The 23510-nt window shown below is 69.9% G+C and carries 16 protein-coding genes; 11 read left to right on the forward strand and 5 right to left on the reverse strand.

The window, feature by feature from the left end; all coding sequences use genetic code 11:
- Positions 1-18 precede the first annotated feature (18 nt).
- From AB0N14_RS05000 to AB0N14_RS05015, 4 genes are all read right to left on the reverse strand, one after another.
- Positions 19-2130, reverse strand: coding sequence for a site-specific integrase (locus AB0N14_RS05000; RefSeq protein ID WP_366024321.1), 2112 nt, complete (start codon positions 2128-2130; stop codon positions 19-21).
- Complete coding sequence (locus AB0N14_RS05005; RefSeq protein ID WP_366024322.1) at positions 2127-3293, reverse strand: tyrosine-type recombinase/integrase; 1167 nt, start codon at positions 3291-3293, stop codon at positions 2127-2129. Before AB0N14_RS05005 ends, AB0N14_RS05000 begins: the two co-directional genes overlap by 4 nt.
- Before the next feature lie 60 nt (positions 3294-3353).
- On the reverse strand, positions 3354-5105 hold the full coding sequence (locus AB0N14_RS05010; RefSeq protein WP_366024323.1) for an ABC transporter ATP-binding protein: 1752 nt from the start codon (positions 5103-5105) through the stop codon (positions 3354-3356).
- A gap of 502 nt (positions 5106-5607) precedes the next feature.
- Positions 5608-6360 (reverse strand): hypothetical protein, encoded by a 753-nt coding sequence (locus AB0N14_RS05015; RefSeq protein ID WP_366024324.1) that lies wholly within the window; start codon positions 6358-6360, stop codon positions 5608-5610.
- A 281-nt stretch (positions 6361-6641) separates the two neighbouring features.
- Here AB0N14_RS05015 and AB0N14_RS05020 point away from each other — a divergent pair, with 281 nt between their 5' ends.
- The 10 genes from AB0N14_RS05020 (at position 6642) to AB0N14_RS05065 (ending at position 19994) form a co-directional block, all read left to right on the forward strand.
- Entirely contained in the window at positions 6642-7799 is a 1158-nt protein-coding gene (locus AB0N14_RS05020; protein WP_366024325.1) for a mandelate racemase/muconate lactonizing enzyme family protein, read from the forward strand.
- The gene (locus AB0N14_RS05025; RefSeq protein ID WP_366024326.1) at positions 7796-8800 is read left to right on the forward strand and encodes an alcohol dehydrogenase catalytic domain-containing protein; all 1005 of its coding nucleotides are present in this window, start codon (positions 7796-7798) and stop codon (positions 8798-8800) included. The genes AB0N14_RS05020 and AB0N14_RS05025 overlap by 4 nt, the downstream gene beginning before the upstream one ends.
- Before the next feature lie 124 nt (positions 8801-8924).
- Positions 8925-9893 (forward strand): hypothetical protein, encoded by a 969-nt coding sequence (locus tag AB0N14_RS05030; protein ID WP_366024327.1) that lies wholly within the window; start codon positions 8925-8927, stop codon positions 9891-9893.
- A 127-nt stretch (positions 9894-10020) separates the two neighbouring features.
- Positions 10021-11130, forward strand: coding sequence for a multiple monosaccharide ABC transporter substrate-binding protein (gene chvE, locus AB0N14_RS05035; RefSeq protein ID WP_366024328.1), 1110 nt, complete (start codon positions 10021-10023; stop codon positions 11128-11130).
- Between the two features lie 44 nt (positions 11131-11174).
- Positions 11175-12725: a multiple monosaccharide ABC transporter ATP-binding protein gene (gene mmsA / locus AB0N14_RS05040; RefSeq protein WP_366024329.1), complete on the forward strand. Its 1551-nt coding sequence runs from the start codon at positions 11175-11177 to the stop codon at positions 12723-12725.
- A complete protein-coding gene (gene mmsB / locus AB0N14_RS05045) occupies positions 12722-13966 on the forward strand; it encodes a multiple monosaccharide ABC transporter permease (protein WP_366024330.1) in 1245 nt (414 codons plus the stop codon). Before mmsA ends, mmsB begins: the two co-directional genes overlap by 4 nt.
- A gap of 210 nt (positions 13967-14176) precedes the next feature.
- The gene (locus AB0N14_RS05050; protein ID WP_366024331.1) at positions 14177-15349 is read left to right on the forward strand and encodes an aldose epimerase family protein; all 1173 of its coding nucleotides are present in this window, start codon (positions 14177-14179) and stop codon (positions 15347-15349) included.
- Between the two features lie 112 nt (positions 15350-15461).
- The gene (locus AB0N14_RS05055) at positions 15462-17102 is read left to right on the forward strand and encodes a histidinol-phosphate transaminase (protein ID WP_366024332.1); all 1641 of its coding nucleotides are present in this window, start codon (positions 15462-15464) and stop codon (positions 17100-17102) included.
- A 391-nt stretch (positions 17103-17493) separates the two neighbouring features.
- The gene (locus tag AB0N14_RS05060) at positions 17494-18213 is read left to right on the forward strand and encodes a LysM peptidoglycan-binding domain-containing protein (RefSeq protein ID WP_366024333.1); all 720 of its coding nucleotides are present in this window, start codon (positions 17494-17496) and stop codon (positions 18211-18213) included.
- Between the two features lie 200 nt (positions 18214-18413).
- On the forward strand, positions 18414-19994 hold the full coding sequence (locus AB0N14_RS05065; protein WP_366024334.1) for a substrate-binding domain-containing protein: 1581 nt from the start codon (positions 18414-18416) through the stop codon (positions 19992-19994).
- Between the two features lie 22 nt (positions 19995-20016).
- Here AB0N14_RS05065 and AB0N14_RS05070 read toward each other — a convergent pair whose 3' ends face one another.
- Positions 20017-20475 (reverse strand): Rrf2 family transcriptional regulator, encoded by a 459-nt coding sequence (locus tag AB0N14_RS05070; RefSeq protein ID WP_366024335.1) that lies wholly within the window; start codon positions 20473-20475, stop codon positions 20017-20019.
- Positions 20476-20514: 39 nt separating this feature from the next.
- On the opposite strand from AB0N14_RS05070, the gene AB0N14_RS05075 reads away from it, so the two are divergent.
- Positions 20515-23490, forward strand: coding sequence for a beta-galactosidase (locus AB0N14_RS05075; protein ID WP_366024336.1), 2976 nt, complete (start codon positions 20515-20517; stop codon positions 23488-23490).
- Positions 23491-23510 lie beyond the last annotated feature (20 nt).

Below are 23510 nucleotides of genomic sequence, written 5' to 3' on the forward strand. Positions count from 1 at the left end.
GCTCGGCAACATGCCTGCTCAGGAAGCCAGTCCATAGACCCTGCGAACTCCTTCCGCTTCTCGCCGCGACCAGGCAACCTGCGGTTTCTCGCCCGTCTGATGCAATTTCCGAGGGTTGTAGTAGCCCATGGTGGTATCCACTGAGCGGTGGTCCATCAGATCGCGCAGCACGTCGGGTCGCACCCCCGCGTCGGCGTGCCGTTGTGCGTAGGAGTGCCGGAACGCATACGGGAAGATTCCGGCGGTGTCGTAGGGCAGCGGGGCGCCGTCGCGATCGAGGTTCCCGGAGTGGAGGGCGGGCAGGGCGTCGGCCCAGGCACGGATCGCCCGGGCCAGGTTGCCGGACACCAGGTGCGGCACCCCGGTGTCGGCGGAGATCGCCGGGAACAGATAGGTGCGGCTGCGCGGCGGCAGGTTCAGCTGCTCGCGTCGCCGGATCCAGCGCTGGATCGCGCTGGCGGTGTCGGTGGTGATCGGCAGGCGACGGCGGTAGCGCTTCTTCTTGTGGTTGTCCCAGATAAGCGTGACGTCGTCGCCGTCGATCTCCAGGTAGTTGGCCTTGAGCGAGCACACTTCGATGGGGCGGCGCCCGGTGTCACGTAGCACCACGTACGCGGTCTGGAACATCAGTTGCACATCGGCGGGTGCCATTTGGCCGTAAGGGAAGCCGACACCGAGAGTGTTCACGTGCGCGTCGAGCTGGGCGATGACCGGCTCGGGGATGGCCTTGCCGGCCTCCTCGTCTTCGCGTTCCTCGGTGGGGATCATGTGCGACTGGTGGCGGGCGAAGCCGCCGGCCAGCTCCTCCAGAAGCCCGGCCTTGCGACCGAAGTCCAGCAGCTGGAAGAACTTCGTCAGAAGGTCACGGCGGACGGTGAAGGCGTAGCGTTCGCCGTCCGGTTTGCGGGCGTCCTTGAACGCCTCGACCACCGCATCCATGTCGGCGAACGTCAGACCGGCCGGGTCATGCCCGCCGCCCGGGCGCGCGTGCAGCGCCACCGAGGCACGCAGGCAGGAGTCCAGGGTGCGGCGCAGCACGAACGTGTCCGGGTCCATGGCCCGTGCCCACTCCAGTGCCGCGTGACGCAGCCATGGCTGGGCGATCTTCGTGAAGTCGATCGTGCCCTGGTTGTAGCGGCGGCCGGAGCGGCTGTAGCACGAGGCCAGCTTGGCGCTGACCGCGTCCCACACCTCGCCGTCGCGCGGACCGCGCCCCAGGGCCTGCTCGTATCCGGCCCTAGCGTGCCGGAAGAACTCCTTGACGTGCGCACGGGTGTTGTTCGACGCCCGCTCCACCAGCACCAAAGCGTCCGCCCGCTCGATGAGCAGCAGACTCTCGGCGCCGGCAAAAGTGCGCGCCATGTGGCGCACGCACTGGGTGTCCAGCTTCGCGCCACGCGCATCACGCTGCTGCAGCGCGTACAAGAACTCCAAGCGCACCAGCTCGCCGAGGGGACGCAGCGAGAACTGATGCTGCAGCAAGAACGGGATCTGTCCCTCCGCCCAGGACGCCGCGTCCGACCCCGCCTCCCCACGCCGGGCGGCCGCCGCCCGAGCCCGGTGGTGATACGCGCATAGAACTCGACGCGGCGCCGCCGCACTGACGCACCCCGGCACCGCGCAGGCAGGGACCTGGTCCTCGATAGGCACCCCGGACTCTGCCGCCCAGGCTGTCAGCTCCGCACCGGTGAAGGTCGGCCGTCCGGAGTGCTTGCGCCAGCCCTGGTAGTGGACAATGCACAGCCCCCGCGAGGAGGCCGGGTAGCCGCAACGGCGCCCCGCGCGCTGGACCGCGCAGCGAGCCGGATCCTGCCCGCTGGCGACCGCCAAACGCGGCGGAACATAGACGGCGGCGAACTCCTCAGCCGACTGGCCGCCGACCTTCATCTGCTGGGTGCACTGGTAGCAGAAGCTGTTGGTGTGCACCACCGTGGAACAGGCCAGGGTCCGGCAGGAGTAGGCCCGGGTGCGCGGGTTGTCCACATCGCCGGTGAACAGCAGCGACTGCCCGTCCCACTCCCCAGGCCGCCAGTCGGCTTCAACGGCGGTGTCCAGCCAGCGTTTCCACGCCTGCAGATCGATGCCTTTCGGGCCGCTCTCGGCCAGCTCCGTGACGACGGCCAGCGTCATGCCTGAACCTTCCGACCGGCTGCGACCCGCGTCACGGCGTCCCGAAGCTCCTCATCACCGGCGTGCAGATACACATCCAGCGACGACGCCGAGGCGTGACCGAGGAGCCGCTGCACCACATCGCGGTCGACGCCCGCACGGATCCAGCGGGTGGCCGCGGAGTGCCGCAACATGTGCGGGCGGGCCTCGAACCCCACCCGCCGCGCAAGCCGGTCGAACATGTCCTTCGCGGCCACATACGTCATCGGCCGGCCCCGCCGCCCCGCATACAGGTTCACGAACACGCTGTCGCTGTCCACCTCACCCGGCAATTGTGCGGCCCGCTCATGCAGATACTCCGCATACCCGTCGACCAGGTCCTCGGTCACTGGGATCCACCGCGAGAAACGTGACTTGGCCAGCGCCCCGTTGGCATTCAGCCTGCGCCGAACATGCACGTGCGGCCCCGCCACCTGGCAGCCCAGCATCGCGGAGTTCGACAGAAGGTGCATGTCCTGCCGGTGCAGCCCCAACGCCTCACCGATCCGCATCCCGGTGCAGGCCAGCAGCGACACCAAGAAGCGGTCCCGGCCCCGAACGGCGGCCGCCCGGAGCTGTTCGATCTGCTCATCCGACAGCCACTGCGGGCCTTCCACCGCTGCGGCATACTTCAGCATCCGTGACCGGACGTTGCGGAACTGGCCCTGTTCCCCCGGGTCGAATCCCGACGGCAGATACGCGAGATATCGCGGCTCCGTCAACGACGCCGCCACCTCGGTCGGCACCCAACCCTGCCGGCTCCCGAACCGCAGGAACTCGCACACCGCGGTCATCACCGCGTTCGCCGTCGCCTCGGTACGAAACCGCGGCACCCCGCCACCGTCACGCCCACGCGCTGGCAGTGGTTCCGCCACCAGCCACCGCAGGAACCGAGCCAGATCAAGCAGTCCCGGGCGAGCCCAGTCCACACCACTCGCCTCGCACCACGACAGGTACACCGCCACACGGCCGGCGTACACCCGCTCGGTGTTCGATGACCGGCCCCGCGCCCGCAGCCCAGCCAAGAACGCACACGACTCCTCATGCAGCGAGTAGCCGTCATCCACAATAACCCAGGCTATGGACCCATCTGTCGGCCCCAGCGCCCTCTCGCCGCGATACCCACTCATCATGATCACGAACATACCTAACGTCCCTACAGCTCTCGGATACTGGCCACAAGGCAGCCGGTCAGGGCCGAGGACTCACTTCCCTGCCGGACTGCAGGAGCTATAGATATCCAGGGCGCTGGTGGGCTCGTCCACCACGAGGATCCGCGCGTCGCGGTGGCGGGCCCGGGCGATGCCGAGGCGCTGCCACTGGCCGCCGGAGATCTGGTGACCGCCCTTGTAGCCGCGGGCCAGCAGGGTGTCCCAGCCCCGGGGCAGGGAGGCGACGGTCTCGTCGGCGCCGGCGTACTCGGCGGCGGCGTGCAGAAGTTCCTCGTCGTACGGTGCCTCGGGGCGGCCGATGGCGACGTTGATGCGGGCGGTGAAGGGCCAGCGGTAGAAGTCCTGGGCGACGACGGCGATGCGGTCGAAGAGGTCGGCCCGGTCGGCCTCGGTCGCGTCCACCTCGTCCCAGAGGACACGGCCGCCGTCAGGGGCGTACAGCCCGCACAGGAGCTTGGCCAGCGTGCTCTTGCCGCTGCCGTTGTTGCCCACGAGGGCGATGATCTTCCCGGTGGGGATGGTGACGCTCACGCCGTCCAGGGCGGGCCGGCTGTCGGTCGTGCCCGGGTAGGTGAAGGTGACGTCCTCGAAGCGGATGACGCCGACCCGCTCCGGCAGCGGGCGGCCGGTGGTGGGGATGAGGCGGCGGTCGGCCTCCTGGCACAGCCGGTCAAGGTCGGCGACGAACAGGCTTTCCTCGTAGAGGTAGTTGAGCTGGACGACCAGGGCTTCGAGGTTCGCGGAGCCGGTGCGGATGGCGATCACCGCGGTGCCGGCGACGGCCAGGCCCATGGCACCGGTCCACAGCAGCAGGCCGAGCACGGCGTACGTCGCCAGGGTCGCAAGACCCGTCCAGCCGGAGGCGATCAGACCGGTACGGGCGGCCAGGGACGCCAGCCGGGTCTGTTCCCGCTCGCCGGTCTCGGCCATCGTGCGGAAGTGCTTCAGCAGGAACGGGCCGATGTTGTGCACCCGCACCTCCGGCGCGGCCTGGACATCGATGAGCAGCCGCCCGAGGAGTTGCCCTGCCCGGGCGTGCTGGACCCAGGTGTGGAAGGAGACATAGCGGCGGCGGGCGATGGTCAGCGCGCTCCAGGCGCTCGGCAGGGTCATCACCGCCAGCAGCGGCAGCAGCGCCGGGTGCAACGCGGTCAGCACACCGGCCGCCGCGACCAGCGCGATCGTGGCGGTGATCACCGACGCGCAGAACTTGATCAGCCTGCGAGCGGATTCCGCGCCCCACTGGGCGGAGTCGAGCAGCTTGTGGAACTCCTCGTCCTCGACCGCCGCCAGCTCCACCCGCGCGACGCGCTCCAGGTACTCCTCGGTCGCCACCCGGAACACCTTCGGCTCCAGCCGCCCGGTGCCCGCCGTGGAGAGGGACTTCAGCAGCGCGCCGGCGACGGCGGTGACGGCCACCACGACCAGCGCCGGCGCGGCGGCGGCGAGCCGCTGGGTGGTCTCCCCCTGGCCGAACAACTGCGCGAGGACCCGGTTGACGGCGACGAGGCCGACCGCCTGCGTGATGCCACCGCCGATCTCGGCCACGGCGACCTGGCGCAATGCCCGCGGGTCCGCGCGGTGGGCCAGCCGGATCGTGGAGCCGATCAGGCGGGGCATCCGCGCGACCATGGCCCGTAGGCCCAGTTCCAGGAACGAGCCGTCGTGCCGGCTCCACCCCATGTCGTACCGGAGCGGACCGCCGAACAACAGCTGCTCCGACTCCGAGATGCCCTCCTCGGTGTGCTCGGTCCGTCGTGCCGTGCGTTTCGTCCGCGCCCTCATACGAGCCGCTCCCCCTTCACCAGCCGGCCGAGGAGCACCCGGCCCGCCCGCTCGAACACCAGATGAACGCCGATGACGTGGGGATGTGGGCGCATGGAGGCTCCTCCGCTGACGACGACTGAGACAGGCGCATGGAAAACGCTGCTGATCAGCGCCGCGTAACGGACGATCCATCGAGCAAAAGTGCGAGGATTGGCCGCGCCACCTGTCAGGACCGGATACGGCTGCCGTGATGCGTAGTTCGATTCACCCGAGCGGAATTCGCCACTCGATCCGGGGATTGCCTGGCAGCGGTCGGGGACGCCGTGCAGGGGGCCGTGGCGCGGCTCGCGGGAGCCTACGTCCGCGCGCGGCGGTCAGGTCGGCGATCTGTACGAGCGGGCCCGGTCACTCGCTCCCGCACGGAGTGAGCACCCGCCGGAGCGCATCCTGCGTCAGGTGGAGCGCGCGCTGCATCGGCTGACGGACGCCCCGGAGGCGGGACGGTCCACCCCGCCGAGCGTCATGTGCACCACCACAGGAACCGATTGCACGTTTTCGTCGGCGACGGTTCCGGTGCCGGACGCGTCGTCGTCGGAGCCGGTGTCGGGCGGGTGCTCGGCGCCGTCGTGGCCGTCGCCGTGGGAGCCGGTGCCGGATGCTGCGCAGGCCCGGTCGTGGGCGCCGGCTCCGTAGGGCTCTGCGACGCGGGCTTCTTGTCGTCCGCCTTCTTCGTCGAGGACTTCGACGCCGACGGGGACGTGGGGACGGACGCCGACACCGAGGTCGCACCCGTGCCCGTACCTCCGGCACCGCCCGAGGAACCCGCGGTCTGCGCCCCCGAGGCTCCGCCGTCCGCCGTCTCGTCCCCGGCCGTGGCCGTCTTCGGTGTCGAACCGGGCGCCTCGATCCCCAGCTCCGCCAGGCTCAGCCCGCCCGCCGCCAGCAACAGACCCGCTCCGGCGAACAGGACCCGCCGCCGGCGCCTGCGATGTGCCGCAGCCTTGCGATCGCGACGGGCCGCCCGGGTGCCGGGGCCGGCGGACGCCCCGCGGCGCCGGCTCTGCGCCCGCCCGGGCCGTACCTCGCCGTCGTCCACGGAGGACGCCTCGGCGGCGCCCGAGCCGTCGAAACCGTCGCCGGTGAAGCCCGCGTCACCCTCGTCCGCGTACACCTCCTTGTCCGCGTACGCGCGTAGCTCTTCGGCCGGCGTACCGCACCCCGGGCAGGCGAGGGCGCCATTCAGGTGCCGTCGGCACGGGTGGCAGTAGTCCATGACGCGGGAAGGGTAAGTTCCGCCCGGGTGACGTTCCTAGAGGCTGCTGTGAAGGTTGTGTGCGGACCCGGCCGACACGGTGTGGCGGGTTGAACGCGGCGCGGCGAAAAAGTTCTCGAAACCCTTGCCGAAACCGTTATGCGTTCCACCCATTGACACTCCCACCGCCTCGTCTTTACTGTCACGCCAGCATTTCGAACATGTGACGAAATTTCGAACACACCGAAGCGCTACCACTCGAGCCGACGTACGCACCGACGAAGCAACAAGGGGCAACTGCCGTGCGCATCACCGGAATCAGCACACATGTGGTCGGAACGCCGTGGCGCAACCTGACGTACGTGCAGGTGCACACCGACGAAGGCATCACCGGTGTCGGTGAGACCCGCATGCTGGGCCACACCGACGCGCTGATCGGCTATCTGCGAGAGGCGGAGGCCAACCACATTCCGGGCTCGGACCCGTTCGCCGTGGAAGACCTCGTCCGCCGGATGAAGTACGGCGACTACGGCCGCGCGGGTGAGATCGTCATGTCCGGCATCGCGGTCATCGAGATGGCCTGCTGGGACATCAAGGGCAAGGCCCTCGGCGTCCCGGTCTGGCAGCTGCTGGGCGGCAAGGTCACCGACAAGGTCAAGGCGTACGCCAACGGCTGGTACACCACCGAGCGCACCCCGGAGGCCTACCACAAGGCGGCCCAGGAGGTCATCGCCCGCGGTTACAAGGCTCTCAAGATCGACCCGTTCGGCACCGGCCACCTCGAGCTCGACCACGAGCAGACCCTCTACTCGGTCTCCCTCATCGAGGCCGTCCGCGACGCCATCGGCCCGGAGACCGAGCTGATGCTGGAGATGCACGGCCGCTTCTCCCCCGCCACCGCGGTCCGGCTGGCCAAGGAGATGGCCCCCTTCAAGCCGGCCTGGCTGGAGGAGCCGGTGCCGCCGGAGAACCTCAAGGCGCTGAAGAAGGTCGCCGAGAAGGTGGACATGCCGGTCGCCACCGGTGAGCGCATCCACGACCGCATCGAGTTCCGCGAGCTGTTCGAGGACCAGGCGGCGGACATCATCCAGCCCGACCTCGGCCACATCGGCGGCATCTGGGAGACCCGGAAGCTGGCCGCGACCGCCGAGACGCACTACATGCTGATCGCCCTGCACAACGTGGGCGGGTCCGTCCTGACGGCCGCATCCCTCCAGGTGGGCTTCACCTCCCCGAACTTCAAGATCCTGGAGCACTTCAACGACTTCGCGGACGCGGAGATCAAGAAGGTGGTCAAGGGCGCCCCGCAGGTCGTCGACGGCTACTTCCACCTCTCCGACGCGCCCGGTCTCGGCGTGGAGCTGGACACCGACGCGGCGGCCGAGTTCCCGCAGCAGCGGGCCCACTTCGACCTGTGGGCCGAGGGCTGGGAGAGGCGCAACCCGAAGGACGGGCAGTGACCACCGCCGTAGTCGTCGAGGCACCCGGCGCTTACCGGCTCGAGGAGCACACACCGCGCGAGCCCGGTCCGGGCGAGGCGCTGGTGCGGGTCCACGCCGTCGGTATTTGCGGCAGCGACCGCGAGGTCTACCAGGGCAACCGGCCCGAGGGCTACGTGCGCTATCCGCTCACCCCCGGCCACGAGTGGTCCGGCACGGTGCAGGCGGTCGGCGCCGGGGTGCCCGAGTCGCTGGTCGGCCGCAAGGCCGTCGGGGAGGGCTTTCGCAACTGCCAGGTCTGCGACCGCTGCCACGCGGGCGAGACGACGCTGTGCACCTCGGGGTACGAGGAGACGGGCTTCACCCAGCCCGGCGCGATGGCCACCACCCTCACGCTCCCGGCTCGCCTGCTGCACCTCCTGCCGGACGACGCCGACCTCACGGCGGCGGCCCTGCTGGAGCCGGCCGCCTGCATCGCGGCCGCCGCGCTGAAGGGGAACGCGCAGCCGGGCGAGCGGGTCGCGGTCGTCGGCACGGGCACGCTCGGCATGTTCGCCGTGCAGTTCCTGAAGGCGATCTCGCCCTCGGAGCTGGGGGTGGTGGGCACCCGGAACGACCGCGAGGCGCTGTCGCGGCGGTTCGGCGCGACCGACTTCCGCACCAAGGACCAGGAGCTCCCCGACGACTTCGACGTCGTCATCGAGACCGCCGGGTCCGCGTCCGCCGCGCGCACCTCCGCCTCGCTGCTGCGGCGCGGCGGGCGGCTCGTCCTGACGGGCATCCCGGCGCCGGGCGCCGAGGGCCTGGACCCGACCGACCTCGTCGTACGGCAGCTGGAGGTGCACACCGTCTTCGGAGCGCCGCCGGACGCCTGGGCGCACGCGGTGCGGGTCTTCGGCGCGGGGCTGCTCGATCCGCTGCCGCTGGTCACGCACGAGCTGCCGCTCACCGAGTTCCCACAGGCCATCGAGCTGGTGGGGTCCGGCGACCCGAAGGTCGGCAAGGTCCTGCTGCGACCGTGACACCCCCCTAGAGCCGTACGCCGGTACGGAGTTACCTGACGAGCTCCGTACCGGCGTACCACCAGCCCACCCGCACCCTGAGCCGCGAACTTCGTCCGAGATACCGAACATGAAGGACTCCCTCGTGACCACCGACTCCGCCACGGCAGCCCGCAGGCCCGGTGAGCAGGCGCTCGCCGCGCTCGGCCTGGGCGCCCCCGCCCCCTCCCCCGCCGACGCCTCGCCGCACACCTTCCCCGGAGGCGGCCGCTGGCGCACCGAGATCCCCTCGTGCGAGGGACCCGAGGCGCTGGCGGTGGTCCTCAAGGAGTCCTCCCGGCTCGATGTGCCGATCCACCGGATCAGCCAGGGCAGCGGCGTCTGGATGCTGACCGACGCCGAGATCACCGAGATGGTCGAGGCCACGGCCGAGCGTGACATCGAGCTGTGCCTGTTCACGGGGCCGCGCGGCACCTGGGACATCGGCGGCTCGGTCCGCACCGACTCGCGCGGCGCGGGCCTGCGGGCGCGCGGCCACGACGCGGTCGCAGGCTGTGTCGAGGACGCCGTCCGGGCGACGGAGCTGGGCGTGAAGTGCCTGCTCGTCGCTGACGAGGGCGTGCTGTGGACGCTGCACCGGGCCCGCGAGAAGGGCATCATCCCGGCCGACACCACGCTGAAGGTCTCGGCGCTGATCGGCCCGGTCAACCCGGCCGCGTACGCCGTGTACGAGCGCCTGGGCGCCGACTCGGTCAACGTGCCCAGCGACCTGACGCTCCATCACCTCACCGAGATCAGACGGGTGTCCGGCGCCCCCATGGACATGTACATCGAAGCGCCCGACGATATCGGCGGCTATGTGCGGATGTACGAGGTCGCCGAGCTGATCCGGCGCGGCGCCCCGCTGTACCTCAAGTTCGGCCTGTCCAAAGCGCCCGGAATCTACCCGTACGGCAACCACCTGCGAGAGCTGACCCTCGCCACCGCCAAGGAACGCGTGCGGCGCGGCCGGCTCGCCCTGGACCTGCTCGCACGCCACGGCGCGGACGGCGACATGGCGCCGCTCGGCTCCCGGCTGCCGGGCCCGCTCAACCGGTTCGACATTCCGTCATAGCGTTCCGGAAACTCGGCTTCACACGAACAGACAGATCCGCGCAGAATCCCACACACCTGTTCTCGGTCGACCCATCGCACGGCATCCGCCAGACCGAACCCGCCCCACACACCAAGGACTGATCACCATGCGCACTCGCAGAGCCGCACTCACCGCGATAGCCGGAGCCGCGTCCCTCGCCCTCACCCTGACCGCCTGCGGCCAGAACAGCGAGGGTGGCAGCAAGGAGAAGGCGGGCAGCGCCAAGGGCGGCACCATCGGCATCGCGATGCCGACCAAGTCGTCCGAGCGCTGGATCAACGACGGCAACAACGTCGTCAAGGACCTCCAGGCCAAGGGCTACAAGACCAAGCTGGTCTACGGCGAGGACGACCCCGACACCCAGGTCTCCCAGATCGAGAACCTGATCACCCAGGGCGTCAAGGGCCTGATCATCGCGGCCATCGACAACAAGTCCCTGAACAACGTCCTCCAGCAGGCCGCCGACGCGCACATCCCGGTCATCTCCTACGACCGCCTGATCCTCGGCACCAAGAACGTCGACTACTACGCCTCGTTCGACAACGAGAAGGTCGGCGTGCTGCAGGGCACGTACATCGTGCACAAGCTCGGCCTGGACAGCGGCAAGCAGGGCCCGTTCAACATCGAGCTGTTCGCCGGCTCCAACGACGACAACAACACGAAGTACTTCTTCGGCGGCGCGATGAAGGTGCTGCAGCCGTACATCGACAAGAAGCAGCTGGTGGTCAAGTCCGGGCAGACCGCGCTCAACCAGGTCACCACCCTGCGCTGGGACGGCACCACCGCGCAGAAGCGCATGGAGGACATCCTCACCTCCAAGTACACGAGCGGCCGGGTCGACGCCGTGCTCTCGCCCTACGACGGCATCTCCATCGGTGTTCTGTCCGCGCTGAAGTCGGACGGCTACGGCTCGGCAAGCAAGCCGCTGCCGGTCATCACCGGTCAGGACGCCGAGCTCGCCTCCGTGAAGTCGATCATCGCCGGTCAGCAGACACAGACCGTCTACAAGGACCTCCGCAAGCTCGCCGACGTCGCCACGACCATGGTCGACGACGCCCTCAAGGGCAAGAAGCCGCAGGTCAACGACACCAAGACGTACGACAACGGCACGAAGGTCGTCCCGGCCTACCTGCTGCAGCCGGTGAGCGTCGACAAGTCGAACTACGAGGACGTCCTGGTCAAGGGCGGCTACTACACCGACGCCCAGCTCAAGTAACCGCGCACACCCCCACCGACCGCACACGACTGGAAGGCACGACCATGGCGGGACCCGTCCTGGAAATGCGCTCGATCGTCAAGACCTTTCCCGGCGTCAAGGCGCTGTCGGACGTCAATCTGACTGTCCGTCAGGGCGAGGTCCACGCCGTCTGCGGGGAGAACGGCGCCGGCAAGTCGACCCTGATGAAGGTCCTCTCCGGCGTCCACCCGCACGGCACGTACGAGGGGGAGATCCTCTTCGAGGGAGAGGTCTGCCGCTTCAAGGACATCCGGGCGAGCGAACAGCACGGCATCGTGATCATCCACCAGGAGCTGGCGCTGGTGCCGTTTCTCTCCATCGCCGAGAACATCTTCCTCGGCAACGAACACGCCGCACGCGGGTTCATCAACTGGAACGAGACGCTCAAGCACGCCACCGAACTGCTGCGCCGCGTCGGTCTCGACGAGCACCCGGAGACCCGGATCGCCGACATCGGCGTGGGCAAACAGCAGCTCGTGGAGATCGCCAAGGCGCTCTCCAAGGACGTGAAGCTCCTCATCCTGGACGAGCCGACGGCAGCCCTGAACGACGAGGACAGCGGCAAGCTCCTCGATCTCATCCTGGAGCTGAAGAACCAGGGCATCACCTCGATCATCATCTCCCACAAGCTGAACGAGATCCGCAAGGTCGCCGACTCGGTGACGACCCTGCGCGACGGCCGCACCATCGAGACGCTGGACGTCAAGGCGCCGGAGACCACCGAGGAGCGGATCATCGCCGGCATGGTCGGCCGCGACCTCGACCACCGGTTCCCCGAGCGCTCCCCGCACGAGGCGGAGGAGGGCGCGGCGCCGGCCCTGGAGATCCGCAACTGGACCGTGTTCCACCCGATCGACCAGCAGCGCAAGGTCGTCGACGACGTGTCGATCCAGGTGCGGCGCGGGGAGATCGTCGGCATCGCGGGCCTGATGGGCGCGGGCCGTACCGAGCTGGCCATGAACGTCTTCGGGCGCGCCTACGGCCGGTACGCGGGCGGCACGGTCCTCAAGGACGGCAAGGAGATCCGTACGAAGACGGTCGCGGAGGCGGTAGCGCACGGCATCGCGTACGTCACCGAGGACCGCAAGCACTACGGCCTGAACCTCATCGACACCATCAACCGGAACATCTCGCTGACCGCCCTGAACAAGGTAGCCAAGCGGGGTGTGGTCGACGAGCAGGAGGAGCGGCAGGTCGCCGAGGACTTCCGCAAGTCCATGAACATCAAGGCGCCGACCGTGTTCGAGCCGGTGGGCAAGCTGTCGGGCGGCAACCAGCAGAAGGTCGTCCTCAGCAAGTGGATCTTCGCGGGACCGGACGTGCTGATCCTGGACGAGCCCACCCGCGGCATCGACGTGGGCGCCAAGTACGAGATCTACACGGTGATCGACCAGCTGGCCGCGCAGGGCAAGGCGGTCGTCTTCATCTCCTCCGAGCTGCCGGAGCTGCTCGGCATGTGCGACCGCATCTACACCATGGCCGCCGGGCGGCTGACCGGAGAGGTTCCACGGGCCGAGGCCACCCAGGAAGTGCTGATGCGCCAGATGACGAAGGACAAAGAGGTAACCCGATGAGCACGGATGTGACCGCCAAGACCCCGGCCCCCGCGCCGCCGGGCAAGAGCGGATCGGCCACCGGCGGGGGCCTGCTCCAGCTGGTGCTGGGCGGACTGCGCCGCAACATGCGGCAGTACGGCATGCTGATCGCGCTCGGCCTGATCGTCATCCTCTTCGAGGTCTGGACCGGCGGCGACCTGCTGCTGCCGCGCAACGTCTCGAACCTGGTCCTGCAGAACAGCTACATCCTGATCCTCGCGATCGGCATGATGCTCGTCATCATCGCCGGGCACATCGACCTCTCGGTCGGCTCGCTGACGGCGTTCGTGGGCGCTTTCGCGGCCGTACTGACCGTGGAACACAGTGTGGCGTGGCCCATCGCACTGGTGCTGTGCCTGCTGGTGGGCGCGGTGGCCGGCTCGGTGCAGGGCTACCTGATCGCGTATCTCGGCATACCGTCGTTCATCGTCACCCTCGCCGGGATGCTGCTCTTCCGCGGTCTGACGGAGATCCTTCTCAAGGGGCAGACCCTCGGCCCCTTCCCGGACGGGCTGCAGAAGCTCGGCAACGGCTTCCTGCCCGAGGTCGGCCCGAACACCAACTACCACAACCTCACGCTGCTGCTCGGCCTCGTCATGATCGCCGCCGTGGTGTGGCAGGGGGTCCGTGACCGGCGCCGGCAGCGGGAGTTCTCCCTCGACCTGCTGCCCGCGCGGCTCTTCGCGCTGAAGCTCGTCGCCCTGGTCGCCGCGGTCCTGGCCCTCACGATGCTGCTCGCCAGCTACCAGGGCGCGCCGATCATCCTCATCATCCTGGGCGTCCTGGTGGTCGGCTACGGCTATGTCATGCGCAACGCCGTCTTCGGCCGCCACATCTACGCGATCGGCGGCAACCTGCCGGCCGCGAAGCTGTCCGGTGTCAAGGACAAGCGGGTCACCTTCCAGGTGTTCCTGAACATGGGCGTGCTCGCGGCCCTGGCGGGTCTGGTGGTCGCCGCCCGTCTGAACGCGGCCTCGCCGAAGGCGGGCGTGAACTTCGAGCTCGAGGCGATCGCCTCCTCGTTCATCGGTGGCGCGTCCATGAGCGGCGGTGTCGGTACCGTCCTCGGCGCGATCATCGGTGGTCTCGTGCTCGGCGTGCTGAACAACGGCATGAACCTCCTCAGCGTCGGCACCGACTGGCAGCAGGTCATCAAGGGCCTGGCCCTACTGGTGGCGGTCGGCTTCGACGTGTGGAACAAGCGCAAGTCCGGTTCGTAAGTCAGCTCGGGCCCCGCCAGGAGGCGGGGCCCGACCTCCGTTGAGAGAGTGAGCCGAAGGGGCGCGCCGGTGTCGAGAGGGCTGGGGGTCCCCCTGCTCGAAGAGCTTGGGGGAGCGCGGAGGCGCGAAGCGCTGAGCACGATCGGCCTCTCGACACCGGCATCCAGCGCCCCGGAGGCGAACGATCGCCCAAAAGGGAGTGAGCCGCACATGGAACTGAACAGACGCACGGTCATCGCGGGAGCCGCGGCAGCGGGCATCGCCGCGACCACGCTCGGCGGCACGGCACAGGCCGCGGACAGCACCTCAGGCAGCGCTTCGGGAAGCAGGAAGCCCGTGAAGGAACTCTTCGGCAAGCTCGCCGACGGCACCAAGCTCTACCGCTGGTCCCTGGAGAACGGCGGGACCCGCCTGAAGGTCCTGAACTGGGGCGGTGTGGTCCAGGGCCTGGAGATCTCCGACCGGCACGGCCGCTGCGCCAACGTCTCCCTGGGCTTCGACAACATCGACGACCACGTGGCGAAGACCCCGTACTTCGGCGCGCTCATCGGCCGCTACGGCAACCGTATAGCCAAGGGCCGGTTCACCCTGGACGGCAAGAGCTACCAGTTGTCCGTCAACGACGGCGTGAACAGCCTGCACGGCGGCAAGCAGGGCTTCGACAAGCACATCTGGGACGTCGAGCCGTTCGCCAAGGGCTCCGACGTCGGCCTGCACCTGTACTACACGAGCGTCGACGGCGAGATGGGCTACCCGGGCACGCTCAAGGCGAAGGTGACGTACACCCTCGACAAGCACGGCGACTGGCGCATCGACTACGAGGCCACCACCGACAAGGCCACCGTCGTCAACCTCACCAGCCACGTCCACTGGAACCTGGCCGGCGAGGGCAGCGGCACCATCGAGGACCACGAGCTGCAGATCGCCGCCTCCCGCTACACGCCCACCGACTCGGGCCTCATCCCCACCGGCGAGCTGGCGAAGGTCGCCGGCACCCCCTTCGACTTCCGCCACGCCAAGCCGGTCGGACGGGACATCCGGGCCGGCCACACCCAGCAGGTGCAGGCCAAGGGCTACGACCACAACTGGGTCCTGGACAAGGGCGTCACCGCGAAGCCCGAACACGTCGCCACGCTCCGCGATCCGCGCTCGGGCCGCACCCTGAAGATCTTCACCGACCAGCCGGGCCTGCAGTTCTACTCGGGCAACTTCCTCGACGGCACCCTGGTCGGCACCGGCGGCCACACCTACCGCCAGGGCGACGCGCTGTGCCTGGAGACCCAGCACCTCCCGGACTCCCCGAACCACGCGAACTTCCCGTCGACCGTGCTGCGGCCCGGGCAGACGTACCGGACGACGACGATCCACTCGTTCGGCGCGTAAACGCAAGGGAACTCACACTCGAGGCACACCAGTTGAACAACGCCACGTCCGTATCCGTACGGTGGGTGGCCCGTGCTCCCCCGCACGGGCCACCCACCGTACGGAGGTTGCCTTGGCAGACAACGTCACCTCGCTGTTCCGCAGCTCCGCGGCGCACAGCCCCTCGATGGCGGCGCTGACACGGGAGAACGACGGAGTCGGCCCGGTGGACTTCTGCATCCCCTGCAACCCGTACTTCCCCACGCCCGCCATGTTCGAGGAGATGGCGGGCAAGCTGCGTGAGATCCTCACCTACTACCCGAGCGGCGCGGAGACGATCACGGCCGAGCTGTGCGGTCTGCTCCAGCTGCCGCCCCAGTGCGTCGCCATGGGCAACGGCTCCACCGAGCTGATCACCTGGATCGACCACCTGCTGGTCCGCGAGTCCCTCGCCGTCCCCGTCCCCACCTTCGGCCGCTGGACCGACCAGCCCATGGAGACCGGCAAGCGGGTCGACATGTTCCCGCTCCAGGAGTCCAGCGGCTTCTCCCTGGACCTCACCCGGTACGCCGAGTTCATCCGCAAGCGGGGCACCCGGGTCGCCGTCGTCTGCAACCCGAACAACCCCGACGGCGGCTACCAGTACAAGCACGCCCTGGTGCAGTTCATGGACCAGATGGCCGACCTCGACCTGGTCGTCGTCGACGAGTCCTTCCTGGAGTTCGCGGACGCCGAGGCCGACCCCAGCGTCGTGCAGGAGGCCATGCTGCGGCCCAACGTCGTCGTGCTGCGCAGCCTCGGCAAGAACTTCGGCCTGCACGGCATCCGCTTCGGCTACCTGGTGGCCAACCCGTCGCTCGCCGGCCGGATCCGCTCCATGCTGCCGAAGTGGAACCTCAACTCCTTCGCCGAGCACGTGGTGTTCATGCTGAAGGAGCACGGGGCGGAGTACCAGCAGAGCCTGCAGCAGGTGCGCCGCGACCGTCTGGAGATGGCCAGCCACCTCTCGGCGCTGCCCGGCATGACGGTCTACCCGTCGCAGGGCAACTTCCTCTTCGTGCGTCTCCCCGTGGGTGCCGAGGGCACCGTGGTCCGCGACCGGCTGCTCACCGAGCACCGGATCCTGGTCCGCGAGTGCGGCAACAAGATCGGCTCCTCCAGCCGCTTCCTGCGACTCGTGGTGCGCCCCCAGGTGGACGTCCGTCGCCTGGTGTCCGCCCTGGAGCAGGTGCTCTACGGGTCCAGGAGGGGAGCCGCCGTGCCCGAGCTGCGTCAGGGGACCGGCTACAGCTCGGGCACGGCGGCGGTGGACCGCCTGGTCAGCGAGACCAACGGGGCCGGGGTGCGGGGGCTCGCCGCCCAGGCCGCAGGGTCCGCTCCGGGGCTCCCGGCCGCCGCGCCGCTCCCCGCCGCGCAGCCGGCCGTCGGCGGAACGCCGATGCCCGCGGCAGCTCAGGCCGCTCCCCTGCCGCCGGCGCCCGCGCCACTGCTCACGCCCGCACCGGCTCCGGCCCCGCCGCCGACCCCCGCACCCGCTCCGGTCCCGGCACCCGCTCCGGCTCCGTTCCCGGCGCCCGCCCCCGTCCCCGCCGCTGCCGCGGCGACCGGCCCCACGCCGCCGGGCGTCCCCGCGCGCGGCGGTCTGACCGCCGCCCAGGTGCGCGGCATGACCGCGCCCGCCCCCGGCATCCCCGGCCTGGCACCGGCCCCGGCCACCGGCTGGCCCAGCCCGCCGGCCTGGCCGAACGCGGCGGGGATGGGGCAGGCGGGGTAGGGCCGCGGCGCAGGTGCCGTCCGGGGGATACAAAAGCCACCGAGTTATTGCTTTATGTCCGATTTACCCCATAAACACCAAGGCATCACTAAGCAACTGTTTCGCCCACTGGGCGGCACCACTTGAAATGCCACTCGAGCCCCGAGTGACGCAATTCACTTACGATGCGCCTTAGTTATTTACCTGGTCCTTAACTCCCAGACTTTGCGGGCAGGACTCAATCCGAGGTCCCGGACAACAACTAGCCTGCTTAGTAAAAAGGGCAATTGTCGATTTATTCCCGGCGGCTAAGAATGTTTCCGCCGCAGCGCACCGCAAACGAAATGCGGTGCTGTTTGTCGAGAGGAACCGGCAACTGCGGGCAATGCAATCCCGGACCAAGGACCGCACCATGCCCAAACACGCCTTCAACCGCTCGCGCCGGGCGCGTCGGTTCTCCACCGGCGGCGCCGTCACCGTCGGCTCATTCGCCCTGGCCTGCACGGCCGTGCTCGGAACGGCCCAGGCCGCCCACGCCGCTCCGGCCGCTTCGCCCGTCGCGGCAACTCCGGCCGCGTCCGCCGGCACGGCCACATACGTCGTCCGGCTCGGCGACCATCTCGCCTCCATCGCACGGGCCCACAATGTGCCGGGCGGCTGGCAGGCCATCGCAGCGGCCAACAAGCTTTCCAGCCCCTACACCATCCGGCCGGGTCAGGTCCTGATTCTTCCCACCGGGTCTTCCTCGATCAAGAAAACCGTGTCCTACCCGGCCACGAAAACCGTTCCGGCCGCCAGCGGCGTGATCTACGCCAACAACCTGGACGGCTGGATCAAGAACTCGCTGGCGGTCATGAGGCAGCACGGTATTCCGGGGTCCTACAACGGCATTTACCGCAATGTCATGCGCGAGTCCTCCGGCAACCCGAAGGCCATCAACCTCTGGGACTCCAACGCCGCGAAGGGCATCCCGTCGAAGGGCCTTCTCCAGGTGATCGACCCGACCTTCCGCGCGTACCACGTGCCGGGCACCTCGTGGGACATCTACGAGCCGGTCGCCAACATCACCGCCGCGTGCAACTACGCCTACCACCGCTACGGCTCGATCGACAACGTCAACGGCCCCTACTGACGTGCCTGATCCGCGACTCGGGGTGGTGTCGCAGGGCAGCCACCACCCCGTCCCGCGCCCAACGGCCGGAAAACGCCCGGTGTCCCGGGATGACATGCCAGTGAATTCACCATAGAAGACGACCTTTCCCCCTCCCCGTCACCCGCCCGCTCCGGTCACCATGACCTCCCCATCCACCTTGTGACGTCTGGGAGTTGGCCGTGAACGGCTTTCCCTGGGACACCACGCTGGCCGTCGTCGGTCTGGCCGTCTCCGGTGCCGCGGCTCTGTGGGAGTTCGTCGTCGGCAGCCGGAAGCTCCTCGGCTACCGCGTACAGATGGACACGACCGCCCAGGACGCGGCCACCGCGCCGTACGCGGGAGTGCTGCGGCAGATGCAGCACAACGGCACGTCCCTGCACGACCCGTCGTTCGTCCTGCTGCGCATCGAGAACAGCGGCCGGGCCCCCATCGTGGAGGACGACTACCTGGCGCCCGACGGCGCCCGGGCCGGCATCCAGGTCACGTTCCGGGGCCGCCGGGTCGTCGGCATGGTCGTCACCGAACTCAGCCGCAGCGAGCTGCGCAGCTTCTTCGTCCCCCCCGGCAACGGCCAGGGCACCCCGCAGCCGGTGCCGGGCCTCGGGGTCGGCGACGGGCTCATCGAACTGCCCAAGGTGAAGCTGAACCGCCGCGACCACTACAAGGTGCTGGCGGTGCTGGAACGCGAGGCGGGCTTCACCGAGCAGACGTTCCCCGACCCGGAGGTCGTCGGCGGCATCGTGGGCGGGGTCCGCCGGGGCAGGATGCGGAAGACCGAGTACTACCCGTTCGCCGCCAAGCCGGTCCGGGTGCTGCTCGTCCTCCTGGTCCTGGTGCTCATCGGGCAGTCCCTCTTCATGCTCCTGCGCAGCGACCCGAAGCCCGCACCGCTGGACTGCGCCAAGGGCACGCTCACCCTGTCCGGGTCCACCGCGTTCGCGCCGGTTCTGCGGGAGGCCGCGCGGCAGTACGAGAAGACGTGCCCCGACGCGCACATCCCCCTCTCCGGCGACACCTTCAAGGGCAGCGTCCCCGGGCTCAACGCCCTCGAGGCGGCAGGGAGACAGGACAAGCCGAAGGGCGGCCGGGGCCTCGGCGACCGTCTGGCGTTCAGCGACGGCCCGAAGAGCGGGACCGGCCACCCGCAACTGCTGCCCCGCCCTGTGGCCCTCTCCCTCTTCACGCTGGTCGTCAACCCGGACGCGGGGGTGAAGGACCTGCCGCTGAAGCAGGTCAGGGACATCTACGCCGGCAAGACAACCAACTGGAAGCAGGTGGGAGGCAACGACGTGCCCATCCACCTCGTGAGCCGCTACCCCGGTTCCGGCACCCGCACCACCCTCGAACTCCGCGTCCTCGGCAACCAGCGGCTGCCGGGCGTCACGGCGAGCGACTGCGCCGCCATGGACACCGCCAAGCCGGGCCGCTGCGAGGTCGGCGACACCCAGACCCACCTGGACACCGTGGCGTCGACCCCGGGCGCCCTGGGCCACAGCGAGGTCGGCGCGGCCACGGCCCACGCCGGCGTCCAGCCCGTCCGCATCGACGGCTACCCGGCCACGCTGGAGGGCGTCGACGGCGGCGCGTACCCGTACTGGCAGACCGAGTACGCCTACACCTACGGCGAACCGCCCGCCGGCTCCCTCGCCGCCGGCTTCCTGCGCTACCTCTCCGACGAGGTCGGCAAGGACATCATCCGCTCCCACGGCGACCGCCCCTGCGCGGAACTGGCCAAGCCGCTGCTGTGCCGTCCGAGTTAGGGGCCCGCCTCGACGCCAAGTCTCACGGGTTCTCCCACGACGCCGGTTCCGCGGCCAGGCTGCGGACCGGTTCGGGGAGGGTGTCCGTCGCGATGTCGGCCAGGGTGACGCCCTCGAGGATCTTGCGTACGTTCGCCCGCAGGGCGATCCACAGGGGCAGGAGCGGCTGCGCCGAGCCCGTGTAGGTGAGGCCCGTGGGCCGCTCCCCCCGTACCGACACGATCGGCCCGTCCACCGCGCGGATGACGTCCGCCACGGTGATCGCGGACGGCTCCCGGGCCAGGGCGTAGCCGCCGGTTCCGCCGCGTCGGCTGGTGACCAGGCCCGCGCGGCGCAGATCGCCCAGGATGCCCTCCAGGAACTTGTGCGGGATGCCCTGCGCGGCCGCGACCGTCTCCGCCTTCACCGGGGCGGTGCCCTCGCGCACGGCCAGCTCCAGCGCCGCCCGTACCGCGTAATCCGCCCGTGCCGAGATCCTCATGCGGCCATTCTGATGCCTGCCACGGGTGACAATCCTGACGTGGCGATGAGCAGACGTACATTCCATATGATCACCGGCACCGCCGCGCTCGGTCTGGCGCTCGGCGGCAGCGGTGAGGTGTGCGCCGCCGCGAGCGCCCCGACCGGGCCGCCCCCGGATCCGCCGCGGGCGGACGGACGGGCGCACACCGTCGGCTTCGACCGGTACTCGATGCTCGTCGACGGCCGAAGGGTCGTGCTGTGGTCGGGCGAGATGCACCCGTTCCGGCTGCCCAGCCCGTCGCTGTGGCGGGACGTGCTGCAGAAGATGCGCGGCCACGGGTACAACACCGTCAGCGTCTATGTGGCGTGGAACTTCCACTCCTCCGCGCCCGGCCACCATGACTTCGCGGGCGTCCGCGACCTCGACCTGTTCCTGCGTACCGCCGCCGAAACCGGTCTGTACGTGACCCTGCGCCCGGGCCCCTACATCAACGCCGAGGTCGACGCGGGCGGCTTCCCCGGCTGGCTGACCGCGACGCCGGGCACGGCCCGTACCTCCGATCCGACGTATCTGGCCCACGTCGACGAGTGGCTGACGGCCGTCAACCGGATCGCCGTACGGCATCTGTACACGGACGGCGGCGGCACGATCGTCCTCTACCAGCTCGAGAACGAGTACGCGAACCACGTCACCGAGGCCGTCGGCCGCGACTACATGGCCCATCTGTACGACAAGGTCCGCGCCGACGGCATCGATGTGCCGCTCTTCCACAACGACAAGGGCCGCAACGGCTACTGGGCGCCCGGCACCTTCGACACCGGCGGGGAGCGGGGGCGCTGGCTGTACGGCTTCGACGGGTATCCGTCGCCGTTCCGCCCGCCGCCGGACTGGGGGTGCTTCGGGCCTGGCGGGACGAAGGGCGGGTCCACCGCGAGTCCCGACACGCCCGGTTTGCTGGCCGAGTTCGGGGGCGGCTGGTTCGACCCGTGGGGTGGGGCCGAGTTCGGCGGGAAGGGGTACGCGGAGTCGCGGCGCACCCGGGACGCGGCGTACGAGCGGCGCTTCTACCTGACCAACCTCGCCAACGGCATCAAGATCCACAACGTGTATATGACGTTCGGCGGCACGTCGTGGGGGTGGCTGCCCGCGCCGGTCGTCTACACGTCGTACGACTACGGCGCCGCCCTCGACGAGGCCAGGCAGCCGACCGCCAAGCTGGTCCCGATGCACCAGATCGGGCACCTGCTGCACACCGTGCCGGAGCTGGCCGAGCTGGACCGGGCGGAGGACGTCGACGTCGGCGGCGGCTCGGCGCTCAGGGCGTACCACCTGGTCAACCCGGACGCCGGGGCGCATGTATACGTGCTGCGCAACGACTCGTCCGGTGAAGCCGAGGCCGGCGTCCCCGTCGCCGGGACCACCGTCCGGGTGCCCGTGCCCGGCCTCGACGCCCGGCTGCTGGCCGCCGGGATCTCGCTCGGGCGGCGGACGCTGCGGTACTCCTCCGCGCAGCCCATGCTGCGGCTGGCCGTCGGGCGGCAGGACCTCGCCGTGTTCACGGGCCGTTCGGGCGAGGCGACGACGACCGTCCTGGAGTGCGCGCGCGAGCCGAGGGTCACCGTGCTGGAGGGGGACGCGGCGCACACGTACGCGCAGGGCGCCCTGCGCGTGGACGTGCGGCTCGGCGGGCTCGTCCGGGTGCTGGTGGAGGGCGGAGGCGTGGCACGTCCGCTGCTGCTCCTCCTCGCGGACGACGAGACGTCCGTACGGCTATGGCCCCACCCCACACCGTCGGGGCCGTTCCTGGTGTACGGGCCCGCCCTGCTGCGCACCGCCGAGCGTCGCGGCACCACCGCACAGCTCACCGGCGACACGGTCGACGAGGCGGATCTGGAGGTGTGGGCGCCGTCGGGGGTGACCGAGGTCGTCTGGAACGGGGCGCCCGTGCCCGCGCGCGGCACCCCGTCCGGCAGTCTGCGCGCCACCCGGCGGCTGGCGGGCGCGGCACCGGTCCGGCTGCCCGCGCTGACCGGATGGCGCCGGAGGGCGGAGAACCCCGAGGCCGCCGTCGGCTTCGACGACTCGGCGTGGCGGACGGCCGACCGGACGACGTCGTACGCCACGACTCCTGTGCCGGCCGGACAGCCCGTCCTCTTCGCCGACGACTACGGCTTCCACTACGGGGACGTCTGGTACCGGGGCCGTTTCGAGGGAGCGGCGGGCGCCGACTCCGTGTCGCTGGCGTACGTGTCCGGCACACAGGGGTTGCTGATGGCGTGGCTGGACGGGAAGCCGCTGGGCACCCACCGGATGCCCGTGCCGGACGCGAAGACGGTGCGGCGGGGGACGTGGGCGGCCACGGCGACGTTCCCCATCGCGCCGGGTGACGGGCCGCATGTGCTGTCCGTACTGGTCCGGCGCATGCAGCACGACGAGGACGGCGGAGCGAACGACAGCCACAAGGCGGGCCGGGGCCTGGTCTCCGTCGCCTTCGAGGGGGCGTCGCCCGCGGTGCGCTGGCGGGTCCAGGGCGAGGCCGCCCCGGACCCGGTGCGCGGCCCGCTGAACAGCGGCGGGCTGTACGGGGAGCGGCACGGCTGGCATCTGCCCGGGTTCCCGGACGGCGACTGGGAGACGGTCCCGCTTCCGCGTGCCGAGCGGGGGCAGGGTGTGGTCTGGTACCGGACGCGGTTCCGGTTGGCCGTCGACCCCGGCACGGACGCGTCCATCGGGCTCACCCTGACGGACGATCCGGCGCGCGCCTACCGGGCGCAGATCTTCCTCAACGGCTGGAACATGGGCCAGTACATCAACGACGTGGGTCCCCAGCACACCTTTGTCCTGCCGAACGGTGTGCTCGACACCCGGGGCCCGAACACGCTCGCGCTGGCGGTCCTCGCCGACGGGACCACCCCTTCGGGGCCGGGCGCCGTCGAACTGACGCTGCTGGGACGGGCGGCCGGCGGAGTCCCGGTGACGCTGGTGGACTCCCCCGGCTTTCCAAGCCCGTCGCCAGGGGTCCTTGCACTATGAGCGCCCGGGTCGCGCGGCCT

Origin of the sequence: Streptomyces sp. NPDC051104 (assembly GCF_040682835.1) — a bacterium.
In the GTDB taxonomy this organism is placed as follows: Bacteria; Actinomycetota; Actinomycetes; order Streptomycetales; family Streptomycetaceae; genus Streptomyces; species Streptomyces cynarae.

Excerpts from the sequence above, each read along its gene's own strand:
- mmsB (WP_366024330.1), top strand. The coding sequence starts at position 12,722 with ATGAGCACGGATGTGACCGCCAAGACCCCGGCCCCCGCGCCGCCGGGC.
- AB0N14_RS05000 (WP_366024321.1), bottom strand. The coding sequence starts at position 2,130 with ATGACGCTGGCCGTCGTCACGGAGCTGGCCGAGAGCGGCCCGAAAGGC.
- AB0N14_RS05005 (WP_366024322.1), bottom strand. The coding sequence starts at position 3,293 with ATGTTCGTGATCATGATGAGTGGGTATCGCGGCGAGAGGGCGCTGGGG.
- AB0N14_RS05060 (WP_366024333.1), top strand. The coding sequence starts at position 17,494 with ATGCCCAAACACGCCTTCAACCGCTCGCGCCGGGCGCGTCGGTTCTCC.
- AB0N14_RS05015 (WP_366024324.1), bottom strand. The coding sequence starts at position 6,360 with ATGGACTACTGCCACCCGTGCCGACGGCACCTGAATGGCGCCCTCGCC.
- AB0N14_RS05070 (WP_366024335.1), bottom strand. The coding sequence starts at position 20,475 with ATGAGGATCTCGGCACGGGCGGATTACGCGGTACGGGCGGCGCTGGAG.
- AB0N14_RS05050 (WP_366024331.1), top strand. The coding sequence starts at position 14,177 with ATGGAACTGAACAGACGCACGGTCATCGCGGGAGCCGCGGCAGCGGGC.
- chvE (WP_366024328.1), top strand. The coding sequence starts at position 10,021 with ATGCGCACTCGCAGAGCCGCACTCACCGCGATAGCCGGAGCCGCGTCC.
- AB0N14_RS05010 (WP_366024323.1), bottom strand. The coding sequence starts at position 5,105 with ATGAGGGCGCGGACGAAACGCACGGCACGACGGACCGAGCACACCGAG.
- mmsA (WP_366024329.1), top strand. The coding sequence starts at position 11,175 with ATGGCGGGACCCGTCCTGGAAATGCGCTCGATCGTCAAGACCTTTCCC.